Below are 13,610 nucleotides of genomic sequence, written 5' to 3'. Positions count from 1 at the left end.
CGAGCCGCGAGGCCGCCGCGCAGGCCTCAGCGGCGTTGCCGAGAGCGCGCCCTGTGCGCGGTTTCCTCCGTCATCGGCCGGGAAGAGGGCCTACGGGCCGTCTCTCGTAAGCGCGCCAGACGAGTGCGGTGATGGCGGACCTTGCAGGCCAGTTTGCAGGTTCGATCTCGGTTATTGCTTGTGCGACCTCGAGCAGGTCGTCATCGCTATCGAGAACCTCGATCGTTGCTTCTCTTGCCTGGATCGACCCGCTTGGTATGCGGAAGGTTCCGTCGGTCCCGGCTGCGGTGACGATGGTTCGTAGGTCGGCGTAGAACCGGCCCCGTGGGCTGGACTTGGGCCATGCGGCGGCAGTCTTGGGGAGGGCGTCGGCGAGCCGGACTGTGTTGCCACGGACTGGTTCGATGATCTCTGGGGCTCGTCGTGCCATGTCTCTGAGCTGTCGTGCGCGCACGAAGAGAGGGCCCGTGGCCTCGCTTTCGGCGAGATGGTCGAGGACGACGAGTGCGCTGTGGCGTTCTCCGGGATCACCATCCACTGCTCGTGCTAGAGCGTCGGTGACCTGCGTGCGCACTGCGCTCTCGTCTCCCAGCTCCACCAGGGCTTCTGCGAGTCGTCCGGCGCCGAGGCTAACGCCTTGGAGTACGTCGAGCGCGTGGGTAAGCAGGAGGCGCAGTTGCATAGGGCTTGCGTTTGCCACACCGTCGTCGAGGATGTCGATGGCGAGGTGGGGGCCCGGCTTGATCACGATCCCGATCGTGGCGCTATCGAGTTCGCGCAACAGCTGCAGGACCTGGTTGAACAGGTAGGAGCGGGTGCGGTGGATCAGGCCCACGGCAAGTTGCCAGGTGTTGCGCCAATGCGCGGAGGGCGCGATGGTACGCAGGCGTTCCAGGACGTCGTGGTCAGGCGCGTCGATAAGCGCCCGCGCAGCCATGAACTCTTGGAGGCTGCGTAGGTCGAAACCCACCCCGTCCTTGCCCTTCGCCATGAGCAGGACGAGTCGATGTTGAGCCGCCTTCATCAGTTCCTCGACGAGGTTGTCCAGGTCTGGCCCCTCGTGCCCGGCGGTCTCGAGTTGGTCGCGCACGAGTGTAGTGAACTCGCCGCGGGTGAGGATCGCTTCGGCGTCGCCGGCTGCTTCGCTCGACCGCTGAAGCGTAAGGCCCACTGCTTGGTGGATGGCGTCCACGTCTGCTCGGTAGGTGTGGAGCAGCTTCGCGAGGTGGTTTGTCTTGGCTGTCTCGCGGTCGTAGATGACGTCGTAGTACCTCTGGAAGAGTTCCGCACGATCCTGGGGCGGCTTCCTGCGGTGTTCGAGGAGGAGCGTCATGAACATGACCTGGAGAGGGGTCTGCATCAGGCGACTCGTCAGCGGGTTTTCGACCGCGTCGGCGATCCGCTGGAGTATCCCCGGCACGTCTTGGCTCTCACCCAGCCGTGCATGCACGAGCGCCGTGGCATAGGCAACGGCTTCCCCTGGAAGAAGAGGCGCCAGGCGTACCTGGCGGAACGATGAGGGGAGTTCGTCGCTGTAGCCCTGGGGACGTGTGGTGGCGAGCACGAGGAGGTCGGCGTCCTCGGTATGTGCGGTCTCGAGCAACTGGCTCACGGCCTTCGCGACGGTCTCTCTCGCGGGGCGAGCGGCTACCTCGTCGTAGCCGTCGAGAATGAGCAGCCACGGCCATGCGCTGAGCCATTTGCGAAGGTCACGCGCGTGGAGGTCGAGGTCGGTCTGTGCCGCGATTCGGCCGGCGATGTACCGCAACAGCGAAGTGTCTTCACCACCGCCGACTTTGTCGGCGTACTCGGCGAGGTCGACGCGAACCGGCCACCGGCGATTGCGAGGCCGCTGGATTCCGATTCCCTCGGCCCGGGCGAGGACGTCTGCGACGGCTCGGGCGACGGGGGCTGAGAGGCCCTCTTGGTCGGCGAGGATGTTTGCCTGGTAGAGCTGTAGAAGGAAGCGTCCGAGTGTGGTCTTTCCCTGCCCAGGGCCTCCGACGATGAGGAAGTGCTCTGGTTCGCCGTCGTAGACCTCGGGTCGGAGGACGGCATCTCCGGCGGCAACGATCTTCTTCATCGTGAGCTGCGGGCGGTGTGCGTCAGCCGCCAGGTCGGGGTAGCTCGGTAGGTCTACTGCCACGCTGGTGAGGTCGATGCGCTCGCTTGCGATCTGACCTGCCTCACTGAGGTTGACGTACGCCCTGTTCCGTAGTTCCGAGCGCATGTGCTCTTCGAGCGTTGTGCGGACCGTGTCCGGGTCAAGTTCCCCGCGCGTCATCTGTCTGAGGCTTGCCAGGACGTCCCCGACCGTGAGTAGGCCGTTGAACCGTTGTCGAACGTCCGCCGCTGTGTCGAGCAGGGTGGTGACCTTGGTGCGATCCCAGACCTGGCAGTCCTTCAACGGCCAACCGTGCTTGTCGGCGTGCATGCGGATGACGTCGGTGGCTCTGTCGAGCCCGCCGCCGATCTGTCCAGAAAGCGCAACGTTCGTCACGAAGACGATGTACTCGGGCCGAGGGCCCTTGCGTCCCTTTCTTGCGTCAGTCCACTTTGTAAGCTCGGCCTGGACCTGGTTGAGGAACCAGGCGAGATCCGGCCCGGTGCCGAGCGGTTGCTCGCGGAACTTGACCTGGAACACGTGGTACCCGTCCCATATCGTGCTCTGCTGCGGTCCCGCGTCCTGAGGAACGGCCTTCCCCTCGACGGTTCGGATCTCATCCGAGCGACCGCGCAGCGTGCCGTCCCGACCGCTGTCTGGACCGCTGCCGAACACACCAACGGTCGGACCATAGAGCTTGACCAGAAGTGCCTGGATCAGGTGCTCGAACTCGTGTGCCCCGAGATCGTCAAGTCGGTACGACATGGGCTCCATCCTGCCGTGCGAGCACGATTCCCTCACAGACTGAACCGCCCCGGGTTCAGTGGAGTCTCGGTTCTCTGGTCTCGGCCGTCGTGACGACCGGGTTCTGAGGGCGGTGGATCGTCTCGTGCTCGGCTGGCGGCATATCGCCGAGCTCGGTGCGTAGGCGACGGTTGTTGAACCAGTCGACCCATTCCAGGGTCGCGATCTCGACGCCGTCCAGGGTTCGCCAGGGCCCGTGGCGGCGGATCAGTTCGGTCTTGTAGAGCCCGATTGCGGACTCCGCAAAGGCGTGGTCATAGGCGTCGGCGACGGTCCCGATCGACGCACGCGTCCCCAAGGCCGCGAGGCGCTCGGTCAGTACCGGTCGTGGGGGCGCTGTTGCGGCGTCGCTATGACCCGCCGTGGTGGGCTCGATCACGGACGAGGTCCGCCCGGCGCGGCGGTCGGCCGCGGCGTAAGAAGTCGGTACGCTCGCATGCCCGTGAAAAATCGCCCGTATCAGACCAAAGTCATCACCCCGGCCTCGGTGTACGTCGGCATCGTCCTCCTTGCGCTAGGACTGCTCGCGGCGGCGTTCGACGGCGGCGCGGGCCCGCTGCTCATCTTGGTTGGTGCCGTCTTCACGATCATCGGGTCCGTGACCCGCGCGCGACGTCGACGCGAGGCGTTCGACTTCGAGGTCCAGTTGATGCTGCACGCCGCGGACGACCCCGACGACTGACGCATAAAATCTATACCCGCGGCTTCGACTGTGTAATGCAGTGGTTGGTGAGGGGCCCGGGCTGCCGCCTAGGCCCACTGTCGTGTTCGGGCGGCGGAGGCAGACGCACCGCCAAGCGTCGTGGATCCGTGACAATGCTGTTTGTCACGGTGCTGTGACACCCATGCGTCCTGTCTCCGGACCTCTCCAGCTTGGGGCCGCGCTGCGCGAGCGGCGAGAGCGCGCCGGGCTGACCCAGGCCGAGCTCGCCGCGCGCGCCAACGTCCCACGCGCCTTCGTTGCCGAGATCGAGCGCGGTCGACGCCCGCGGGCGGAGCGCATTCGCGTCCTGTCGGTCATCCGCGCGCTTGATGCCGACATCGTCTTCGTCGACCGCGACACGCACAGAACAGAGCAGATGCTCGAGGACCTGCTCGCAGACATGTGAGGGACGCGCGGCCTCGGGTCTGGCCCGGCGGGGTCGGAGGCCCGGATGGCGCCTCCGGCGCCGGCATGTGCCCAGGTTGAAGGCTGGTCAAGGGGGGTCGGTGCCGGTGGGGGCGCACGAGAGATGCACCGGGCGGACTTACGAGGACGGCCTCTGCGCTGCGCTTCCGCAGCTCAGAGGCATTTCTAGGGTGTTCGGAGAGGGTCTGAACCCCAGTGGTGCGGTTCCGACTCAATGGCGAATCGGAAGCGACGGGTCGAGGTGTGAGGTTAGTTGTCTCCGGCGAGGAGGGCCTCGAGTCGGTTCGCGGCTCCCTGGTGCGCATCGGGCATGAGGTGCGCGTAGGTGCCCAGGGTGATCGCGGCGTTGGAGTGTCCGAGGCGCTCCTGGATGACCTTGATGTCGACTCCTGCCGCGAGGAGCAGTGAAGCGTGGGTGTGTCGGAGGTCGTGGACGGTGAGGTTCGGTAGTGGGACGTTCGGGTGCGCACTTCGGTAGCCTGCCTGGGCGCGTTTGAATGCCGAGAGCAGGGCGGACTGGCTGGGTGAGCGGTTGTTGCCAGGCGGGAACACGAGGTTGTGGCGCCGACCGCCGATCAGGGTCGAGGTGGTGTCCCGCTGCTGCTTGAGGAGGGCAAAATGCTTCTGCGCTCTGGGCTCAAGGTAGATCGTGCGGATGCGGCCGTGCTTGGTGGGGCCGATCTCGGTGCGCTGCCCGTGGGGTAGGGACTCGTTGTACCGCAGCGCCTGCTTGACCGTGAGGCTGGCTGTTGTGAGATTGACGTCTTGCCACTCGAGGCCGAGGAGCTCGCCCGATCGCAGTCCGGTGAGCGCGAGGATCCACCAGGCGCGTGCCCACGGCTGATCGGTTCGGAACGCCCAGTCGCAGAACGACATCATCTGGTCCACGTTCCAGACGGCGAAGGGCTTGACGCGACGTGCCTGCGGGCCGCGGGGTCGCCCCGAGCGCCGGTTCGATGCCGGGTTGCGTGAGATCAGCCCGTCGTCGATTGCGGCGCCGAAGATGGTCACGAGCCAGCCGCTGTATCGGGCGACCGTGGACGGCGCGAGCTTGCCGGCCGTGTACTTGGTGGTCGCCTTGCGGCCCGTGCCGTTCTCCAGCGCGCGGTAGCACGCCGCAAGGTCGGAGGGGAGGACCTGCGCCATCTGGAGGTTGCCGATGTGTGGCTGCACGGCGTTGATGACCCGTTGGACGTAGACGCGGGTGTTGGGCGACGGGAAGTGGTAGCCCGCAAGCCACCGACGGGCGTAGGAATCGAAGGTCGTACGGCTCTGCGCGGTCGTCGTCCTGCCGTCGGAGACGAGCACCAAGTGCTTGAGGAGCGCAATGCGGGCCTCAGCCGGAGACGCGAAGCCACCCTTGCCCACGAGGCGCTTCCCGAGGTGGGGGTTCATGGGGTCCTTCGGCTCGTACCACTGACAGCGCCAGCGGAGCTGGCCGTTGGCGAGGCGGTACGAGCTGATGGAGCCGTCGCCCTTGCTTCGGCGGGTCATGCCAGACCCCCCTGGGTGATGGCGGGGGGACTCGGGAGGGATGGCCGGGATGGTGAGGGGTTCATGTCCCGTAGATGTGCGGGGTGCCGTGGGGGCGCGCCTCTCGTCGCTCTATGCGCCTCAATGCGGCTAGGGTCGGTTGTTGCACGGTTCGTTGCATGACCACTGATGGAGATCACTCTTGTCCTCTCGTACCGACGGTATTTCCGCAGGTCAGCGCGCTATTGAGTTCTCTGGCGGCTTACCGTTGCCTGAGGCAACTTTGTGGGACATGGACGGCACGCTCGTCGACACCGAGCCCTACTGGATCGCGGCGGAGCACGAGCTCGTCGAGGCGCACGGGGGCACGTGGACGCACGAGGACGCCATGTCGCTCGTGGGGAACCCGCTGCGCGAGTCCGCGCGGATCATCCGAGAGCGTGGGGGCGTGGACCTGCCGATCGACGAGATCGTCGCGTTCCTCCTGGGCCGGGTCGTCGAGCAGGTGCAGGCCGCGGTCCCGTGGCAGCCCGGCGCGCGCGAGCTCCTCACGGCGCTGCGCGAGGCCGGCGTGCCGTGCGCGCTCGTCACCATGTCCTACCGCGAGCTCGCCGCGCCCGTCGCGGAGCTCGCGCCGGACGACGCGTTCCAGGTGCTCGTGTGCGGGGACGAGGTCGAGCGCGGCAAGCCCGACCCCGAGCCCTACCTGCTCGCGGCCGAGCGCCTCGGCGTCGACGTCACGCGCTGCGTCGCCATCGAGGACTCGCCCGCCGGCATCGCCTCGGCCCGCGCGGCCGGCGCGGCCACGCTCGGCGTGGAGGCCGTGGTCCCCGTCCTCCCGGCGCCCGGCCTGAGCCGGACTCCGTCGCTGGAGCTCGTCGACCTCGACCTGCTCGCCCGGCTGGTCTCCGGCGAGGTCGTCGACCTCATGGCCGACGACGCGGCCTAGCCCCGGGGGAGGCGCGCCGCGTCGCGGCGGTACAGCGCGGCGTGGTCGTGCAGGTCCGGACGATCGGTGTCCCGGGCGTGCGCGTCCGTCCAGTCGGCGAGGTCCAGGAGACGGTCGTGCATCGCCGACAGCACGTCGTCGGGAGCCGGTGCGCGGTCGCGGCCGTAGCCGGTGAGCAGCTCGGCGAGCCGCTCGTCTGGCGCGAGCCCGGGCGGGGCCGGCATGTCCTCGCACCAGCCGCACAGCCGGTAGGCGAGGTACGCGACGTCCCAGACCCGAGGCCCGGGCGACGCCATGTCGACGTCGATGAACCCGACGAGGGTGCCGTCCGCGCGGACCATGTTGTACGGCGCGGCGTCGTTGAGGCACACGACCTCCGCCGGCTCACGCACGGGCGAGCGCCACACGGCCCCGGTGAGCGCGAAGCCGACCGTCGCGTCGTGCCACGCCCGCAGCATCGCGCCCGACTGGCGGAGCGTCGCGCGGTCCCAGAGCCAGTCCGGGAGCGGCCAGCCGCCGACCTCGCCCTCGGTCCAGGTCAGCACCTCGCGCCCGGCCGCGTCGCGGCCGAGCGGCGCGGGGGCCACGGAGACCCCCTGGGCGCGGACCCAGGCGAGGAGCGCGTGGACCGTCGGCGTCCACGGACCGGCCGTCCGCCGCACGGTGTCGCCGACGCGCACCACGGCGTTGACGTTCCCTCCGGTCAGCGGGACCTCGACCTGGTCGTCGTCGTGAGCGTGCACGGCCAGATCATCGCACCCGCCGCTCGCCCGACGTCCGGGTCGGCGCGCGGAACGCATAGGCTCTCAGGGTGGACGGACCCGAGCCCAGAGCCCCCCGCACGCCCGCACCGGCCGGCCCGCGCACGAAGGGCTGGGTCATCGGTCGCATCGTCGGCGCACCGGTCATCCTCACGCCGTCGTGGTTCCTGGCCGCCGCGATCCTCACCGTGCTGTTCGTCCCCACGGTGCGGCGGCTCGCGCCGCAGCTGGGCAACGAGGTGTACCTCGTCTCGTTCGCGTTCGTGCTCCTGCTGTTCGCCTCCGTGTTCCTGCACGAGGTCGCGCACGCGCTCGTCGCGCGGGCCCGGGGGCAGCACGTCACCGAGCTCGCCGTCACGCTGTGGGGCGGCCACACGGCGTACTCCGGGACGTCGTCGCGCCCGCTCGACGGGTTCCTCATCTCCGTGGTCGGGCCGCTGACCAACCTGGCGCTCGCGGTCGTGTTCTGGGTGACGTTCCAGGCGCAGCCGACGTTCTCCGTGCCCGCGCTCCTCCTGTACGCCGGGGCGTTCTCCAACGCGTTCGTCGGGTTCTTCAACCTCCTGCCGGGCCTGCCGCTCGACGGCGGCCAGATCCTCGAGTCGGCCGTGTGGGCCGCGACGGGATCACGCACCAGGGGCACGGTCGCGGCGGGCTGGGTCGGGCGCGCGGTCGCGGTCGGCGTCGTCGCGTGGGCCCTGGTGTGGCCGCTGACCGTCGACCGCCAGCCCGACCTGTGGACGGTCGCCTGGGCCGCGCTCATCGGCGCCTTCCTCTGGAGCGGCGCCGGGCAGGCGATCACCGCGGGCCGGACGCGCGAGGCGGTCTCCGGGCTCTCCGTGCGCGGCCTCGCGCGGCCCGCCGTCGCGGTGCCCTCCACGGCGACGGTCGGGGCCGTGGGCCGGTCGGTCGCGCTCGCGGGCGGCCCGCACGTCCTCGCCGTGCTCGTCGACGGGACCGGCCGACCCGTGGGGTACGCGGACCCTGGTGCTGCCGCTGCCGTGCCACCGGACGCCGCCGAGACCACGCCGGTGGGCGCCGTCGCCGTGCCGCTGCCCACGGGCAGGACGATCGACGCGCACCTCCAGGGTCAGGACATGCTCGCCGTGCTCTCGCGGGTCGGGCGGGACGGCGCCGTCGTCGTCGTGACCGACGGCGGCCGCGTCGTCGGGGCGCTCGAGGTCGCGCGGGTCGTGGCCGCCCTGCGGGAGGCCCAGCGCGGTCGCTGACCGCGCCCGGCCCGTAGGATGGTCGCCCGTGACCTCCGAGCCCGCCGCCACGCCCGGCCCCCAGACGACACCACCCGGACCGGAGAGCACCGCCGTGCCCGCGGCCACCGCCTCGGACCGCCCCGGCGCGACGGGCGCGGGCGAGCGCCGCGGGCCCCTGCGCGTGGGCGACAAGGTCCAGCTCACGGACCCGCGCGGACGCCTGCATACCATCACGCTCGCGCCGGGCGCGACCTTCCACACGCACAAGGGCTACCTGCGGCACGACGACCTCATCGGGCAGCCCGAGGGGAGCGTGGTCCGCAACACGGCCGAGATCGAGTACCTCGCGCTGCGCCCGCTGCTCGCCGACTACGTGCTGTCCATGCCGCGCGGCGCCGCGGTCGTCTACCCCAAGGACGCGGGGCAGATCGTCGCGATGGCGGACATCTTCCCCGGTGCGCGCGTCGTCGAGGCGGGCGTCGGCTCGGGCGCGCTGACGATGTCGCTCCTGCGCGCCGTCGGCGACGCGGGCGAGCTGCACTCGATCGAGCGCCGCGAGGACTTCGCCGCGATCGCGCGCGGCAACGTCGAGACGTTCTTCGGCGGAGAGCACCCCGCCTGGACGCTGTCCGTCGGCGACCTCGCCGACGTGCTGCCCACCGTCGCCGGGGACGGCACGGTCGACCGCGTCGTGCTCGACATGCTCGCGCCGTGGGAGAACCTCGACGTCGTCGCGCGCGCGCTCGTCCCGGGCGGCGTGCTCGTCTGCTACGTCGCCACGACGACGCAGCTCTCGCGCCTCGCGGAGGACCTGCGCGCCGACGGCCGCTACGCCGAGCCGGTCGCGTGGGAGTCCATGGTGCGGGGCTGGCACCTGGAAGGCCTCGCCGTCCGCCCGCAGCACCGCATGATCGGGCACACGGGCTTCCTGCTCACCGCGCGCCGTCTGGCCGACGGCGTCGCGCCGCCCGAGCGCAAGCGCCGCCCGGCCAAGGGTGCGTACCCGACCGACGCCGAGCAGTGGTCGCCCGAGGAGCTCGGCGAGCGCCCGGTGTCGGAGAAGAAGATCCGCCGCGTGCGGCGCGACGTCGGCCAGGGGCCGGAGCCGGTCGTCGAGCAGGGCGAGCACCCGTCCGACGTGTCGGCGCCGTGACGGTCCGGTAACGATCGGGACCCGGTCGTCTCACCCTGGGTGTCGTCCGTGTGCACGGGCGAGAATTGTGCCTAAGGTCTACACCCGACCGCCGGACGGTGGTCGGCACGGGTCCTCCCGCGGGTCCGCCGCCTGCCGTCCACGACGCGGTCGGGCGAGCCGCCGGCGAGAGGGGACACCCCATGAGCGAGACATTCGGCCGTAGCGACGAGGCCCCGCAGAGCAGCGCGAGAGAGCTCGCGCTGCTGTCCGCGAAGAACGAGAGGCTCGCCGAGGCGCTCCGTGCCGCGCGCGACCAGATCCTCGACCTCAAGCGGCAGATCGACGACCTCGCCAAGCCCCCCGGGACGTACGCGGTGTTCCTCGCGGCGCACCCGGACGGGTCGGTCGACGTGTCCGCCGCCGGGCGCAAGATGCACGTCGGAGCCAGCCCGAGCCTCGACGTGGAGCGGCTGCGTCCCGGCCAGGAGGTCAAGCTCAACGAGGCGATGACGGTCGTCGCGGCGGGCGGGTACGAGCGCACGGGCGAGATCGTCACCGCCAAGGAGATCCTCGACGCCGACCGCGTGCTCGTCGTGGGCCGCGCCGACGAGGAGCGCGTCGTGCGCCTCGCCGGCTCGGTCGCGCACACGGCGCTGCGCGTCGGGGACTCGTTGACGATCGACACGCGCAGCGGGTTCGTGTTCGAGGTGATCCCCAAGTCCGAGGTCGAGGAGCTCGTCCTCGAGGAGGTCCCGGACATCGAGTACGAGGACATCGGCGGCCTCGGCCCGCAGATCGAGCAGATCCGCGACGCCGTGGAGCTCCCGTTCACGCACCCCGACCTCTTCCGCGAGCACGGGCTGCACCCGCCCAAGGGCGTCCTCCTGTACGGCCCGCCCGGGTGCGGCAAGACGCTCATCGCCAAGGCCGTCGCGAACTCGCTCGCGCACACCGTCGCGCGGGCGCGCGGCGAGAAGGTCGAGGCCGGGTCGGGCGCGGCGCGCAGCTACTTCCTCAACGTCAAGGGGCCGGAGCTGCTCAACAAGTACGTGGGCGAGACCGAGCGGCACATCCGCCTGATCTTCGCCCGCGCGCGGGAGAAGGCGTCCCAGGGCACCCCGGTCGTCGTGTTCTTCGACGAGATGGAGTCGCTGTTCCGCACGCGCGGCACGGGCCTGTCGTCGGACGTCGAGACGACGATCGTGCCCCAGCTCCTCGCCGAGATCGACGGCGTCGAGCGCCTCGACAACGTCATCGTCATCGGCGCGTCCAACCGCGAGGACATGATCGACCCCGCGATCCTGCGGCCCGGCCGCCTCGACGTGAAGATCAAGATCGAGCGGCCCGACGCCGAGGGCGCCAAGGAGATCTTCGCCAAGTACCTCACCGAGGACCTGCCGATCCACGCCGCCGACCTCGCCGAGCACGGCGGCAACCAGCGCGAGGCCCTCGACGCGATGATCCGGTCCGTGGTCGAGCGCATGTACTCCGAGGAGGACGAGAACCAGTTCCTCGAGGTCACCTACGCGAGCGGCGACAAGGAGGTCCTGTACTTCAAGGACTTCAACTCGGGCGCGATGATCCAGAACGTCGTCGACCGGGCCAAGAAGTCCGCGATCAAGGACTTCCTCGCCACCGGTCAGCGGGGCATCCGCGTCGACCACCTGCTCTCCGCGTGCGTCGACGAGTTCAAGGAGAACGAGGACCTGCCCAACACGACCAACCCGGACGACTGGGCGCGCATCAGCGGCAAGAAGGGCGAGCGCATCGTCTTCATCCGCACGATCGTCCAGAAGAAGGGCGAGGGCGGCTCTCCGCGCACCATCGACACGGTGACGAACACGGGTCAGTACCTCTGACCGGGCGGGGCGCGGCCGCGCCGGCCCGGCGGCCGCAGGGCCGGTGGGTCCTCGCGGTGCGGCTCCTGTGGGTCGCCGGCTTCCTCGTGGGGACGACGACGCACGTGCTCGACCTGACGGCGGGCGGGACCGGCGTGTACGCCGGCTTCCCGCCCGCCGTCCGCGCCTTCTGGGTCTCGCTCACGCTCCTCGACCAGCTCGTCGTGCTCCTGCTCGTGCTGCGTCGTCGGGCCGCCGTTCCGCTCGGGGTGGCGGTCATGGTCGCGGACGTCGCCGTCAACGCGACCGTGGCGGCCCGCGTCGGCGGGCTGGCTCCGTGGGGCCTCGTCAACCAGTCGCTGTTCTGCGTCCTCGTCCTGGCGACCGCCCGTGTCCTGTGGCGCGCCGACGAACCGGGCGCTCGTGGACAGGACCGACGCGCCGTCGGCGGACCGGCATAGGGTGAGCGCGTGAGCGTCCGACGGGTCATGGGGATCGAGACCGAGTACGGCGTCCTGCAGCCGGGGAAGCCGATGGCGAACCCGATGCTCATGTCGAGCCAGGTCGTCACCACCTACCGGGCGCTCGCCGCGCGCAGCGACGGCGCGCGGGGCCGGGCGCGCTGGGACTACGACGACGAGGACCCGCTCCAGGACGCGCGGGGGTTCCACGTGCCGCGCGCGTCGGCGCACCCGTCCTTGCTCACCGACGACCCGACCCGGCCCGCGCCGTCAGGCCCCGCGGCGGAGCCCACCGGGGACGGGGCGCCCGAGAGCTCGCTCCAGGAGGTCGCGCGGCCCACCACGGACGAGTACGACGACCCGAGCGCGGCGAACGTCATCCTCACGAACGGTGCCCGGCTCTACGTCGACCACGCGCACCCGGAGTACTCCTCGCCCGAGGTCACGGTGCCGCACGACGTCGTGTGCTGGGACGTGGCGGGGGAGCGCGTGATGCTCGCGGCGTCGCGGGAGCTCGCCCAGGTACCGGGCGGGTCCGTGGTGCTGTACAAGAACAACGTCGACGGCAAGGGCGCGAGCTACGGCACGCACGAGAACTTCCTCGTGGACCGCGACGTCCCCTTCGGGGTGCTCGTGGAGATGCTCACGCCGTTCCTCGTGACCCGGCAGGTGTTCGCCGGCTCGGGGCGCGTCGGCCTCGGCCCGACGGGCGAGGAGCGCGGGTTCCAGGTCTCCCAGCGCGCGGACTACGTCGAGGCGGAGGTCGGGCTGGAGACGACGCTGCGCCGCCCCATCGTCAACACGCGCGACGAGCCGCACGCCGACCGGCAGCGCTGGCGGCGGCTGCACCTCATCATCGGCGACGCGAACATGCTCGAGACCGCGACCTACCTCAAGACGGGCACGACGTCGCTCGTGCTGTTCGTCGTCGAGCACCTCGAGGAGCTGGGGCCGCAGGTGCGGGCGCGGCTCGCGGGCCTGCGGCTGGCGGACCCGGTCGCGGACGTGCAGCGGGTCAGCCGCGACCTGGACCTCACGCGTCGGCTCACCCTCGCCGACGGCAGGGAGCTGACCGCGCTGGAGGTGCAGAGCGAGTACCTCGCGGTGGCCGCGGAGGCGTCGGAGCGGCTCGCCGGCGCGGACGGCGTCGACGCGCCCACGCGCGACGTGCTCGCGCGATGGGCCTCGGTGCTGGAGCGCCTGGGGACGGACCGCGCCGCGTGCGCGCGCGACGTCGAGTGGGTCGCGAAGCTGCGGCTCCTCGACCGCCTGCGCGAGCGCGACGGCCTCGACTGGGGCCACCCGCGGCTCGCGGCCATGGACCTGCAGTGGTCTGACGTACGGCCGGAGCGGGGGATCTACCACCGGCTCCTCACGGCCGGTGCGGTGGACCGGGTCGTCACGGAGCGCGAGGTCGGGGCCGCGGTGCACCACGCCCCGGACGACACCCGGGCGTTCTTCCGTGGCGAGGTGATGGCCCGCTACGGCGACCAGGTCTCGGCCGCGAGCTGGGACTCCGTGATCTTCGACGTGCCGGGCGCGCCCTCGCTCCAGCGGGTCCCCATGATGGACCCCTTGCGGGGCACGCGGGCCCACATCGGCGCGCTGCTCGACGCGAGCCCGGACGCGGCGACGCTCCTGGCGGGTCTGGCGGGCCCGTCGTGATCCGCGGCGACTAGGCTGGACGCACGACGGCGCCCCGCTCCTCGCGGAACGGGCGCCGCGTGCGAGCAGGGCCGGGAAGG

Annotated in this window: 12 protein-coding genes; 8 read left to right on the top strand and 4 right to left on the bottom strand. The window is 70.7% G+C overall.

Annotated features, from left to right (window positions below; genetic code table 11):
* Positions 1 to 70 precede the first annotated feature (70 nt).
* A complete protein-coding gene (locus tag JOE63_RS13065; RefSeq protein ID WP_204541935.1) occupies positions 71 to 2,869 on the bottom strand; it encodes an NACHT domain-containing protein in 2,799 nt (932 codons plus the stop codon).
* Between the two features lie 55 nt (positions 2,870 to 2,924).
* Positions 2,925 to 3,287 carry an integrase core domain-containing protein gene (locus tag JOE63_RS13060; RefSeq protein WP_204541931.1) on the bottom strand — a complete coding sequence of 121 codons (363 nt, stop codon included), beginning with the start codon at positions 3,285 to 3,287 and terminating at the stop codon, positions 2,925 to 2,927.
* A gap of 63 nt (positions 3,288 to 3,350) precedes the next feature.
* Between JOE63_RS13060 and JOE63_RS13055 the strand changes: the two genes are divergently transcribed.
* The gene (locus JOE63_RS13055; RefSeq protein WP_204541928.1) at positions 3,351 to 3,590 is read left to right on the top strand and encodes a hypothetical protein; all 240 of its coding nucleotides are present in this window, start codon (positions 3,351 to 3,353) and stop codon (positions 3,588 to 3,590) included.
* A gap of 163 nt (positions 3,591 to 3,753) precedes the next feature.
* On the top strand, positions 3,754 to 4,017 hold the full coding sequence (locus JOE63_RS13050) for a helix-turn-helix domain-containing protein (protein ID WP_204541925.1): 264 nt from the start codon (positions 3,754 to 3,756) through the stop codon (positions 4,015 to 4,017).
* Between the two features lie 269 nt (positions 4,018 to 4,286).
* On the opposite strand, the gene JOE63_RS13045 is transcribed toward JOE63_RS13050, so the two are convergent.
* Positions 4,287 to 5,531 carry a tyrosine-type recombinase/integrase gene (locus tag JOE63_RS13045; RefSeq protein ID WP_204541922.1) on the bottom strand — a complete coding sequence of 415 codons (1,245 nt, stop codon included), beginning with the start codon at positions 5,529 to 5,531 and terminating at the stop codon, positions 4,287 to 4,289.
* A gap of 271 nt (positions 5,532 to 5,802) precedes the next feature.
* Here JOE63_RS13045 and JOE63_RS13040 point away from each other — a divergent pair, with 271 nt between their 5' ends.
* Positions 5,803 to 6,459 carry an HAD family hydrolase gene (locus JOE63_RS13040; protein ID WP_204541919.1) on the top strand — a complete coding sequence of 219 codons (657 nt, stop codon included), beginning with the start codon at positions 5,803 to 5,805 and terminating at the stop codon, positions 6,457 to 6,459.
* On the opposite strand, the gene JOE63_RS13035 is transcribed toward JOE63_RS13040, so the two are convergent.
* On the bottom strand, positions 6,456 to 7,202 hold the full coding sequence (locus JOE63_RS13035; RefSeq protein WP_307840088.1) for a phosphotransferase: 747 nt from the start codon (positions 7,200 to 7,202) through the stop codon (positions 6,456 to 6,458). The two genes, JOE63_RS13040 and JOE63_RS13035, sit on opposite strands and share 4 nt — an antisense overlap.
* Before the next feature lie 68 nt (positions 7,203 to 7,270).
* On the opposite strand from JOE63_RS13035, the gene JOE63_RS13030 reads away from it, so the two are divergent.
* The 5 genes from JOE63_RS13030 (at position 7,271) to dop (ending at position 13,530) form a co-directional block, all read left to right on the top strand.
* Complete coding sequence (locus JOE63_RS13030; RefSeq protein ID WP_204541911.1) at positions 7,271 to 8,449, top strand: site-2 protease family protein; 1,179 nt, start codon at positions 7,271 to 7,273, stop codon at positions 8,447 to 8,449.
* Between the two features lie 94 nt (positions 8,450 to 8,543).
* Positions 8,544 to 9,584, top strand: coding sequence for a tRNA (adenine-N1)-methyltransferase (locus tag JOE63_RS13025; protein ID WP_204543707.1), 1,041 nt, complete (start codon positions 8,544 to 8,546; stop codon positions 9,582 to 9,584).
* 182 nt (positions 9,585 to 9,766) lie between these two features.
* Positions 9,767 to 11,425 carry a proteasome ATPase gene (gene arc / locus JOE63_RS13020; protein WP_204541906.1) on the top strand — a complete coding sequence of 553 codons (1,659 nt, stop codon included), beginning with the start codon at positions 9,767 to 9,769 and terminating at the stop codon, positions 11,423 to 11,425.
* A gap of 56 nt (positions 11,426 to 11,481) precedes the next feature.
* Positions 11,482 to 11,865 (top strand): hypothetical protein, encoded by a 384-nt coding sequence (locus JOE63_RS13015; RefSeq protein WP_204541903.1) that lies wholly within the window; start codon positions 11,482 to 11,484, stop codon positions 11,863 to 11,865.
* 27 nt (positions 11,866 to 11,892) lie between these two features.
* The gene (dop, locus tag JOE63_RS13010) at positions 11,893 to 13,530 is read left to right on the top strand and encodes a depupylase/deamidase Dop (RefSeq protein WP_204543704.1); all 1,638 of its coding nucleotides are present in this window, start codon (positions 11,893 to 11,895) and stop codon (positions 13,528 to 13,530) included.
* The last annotated feature ends 80 nt before the right edge of the window (positions 13,531 to 13,610 follow it).

The organism is Cellulosimicrobium cellulans (genome assembly GCF_016907755.1).
GTDB lineage: Bacteria > Actinomycetota > Actinomycetes > Actinomycetales > Cellulomonadaceae > Cellulosimicrobium > Cellulosimicrobium cellulans_D.
This window is presented reverse-complemented; position numbering and strand designations above follow the sequence as displayed.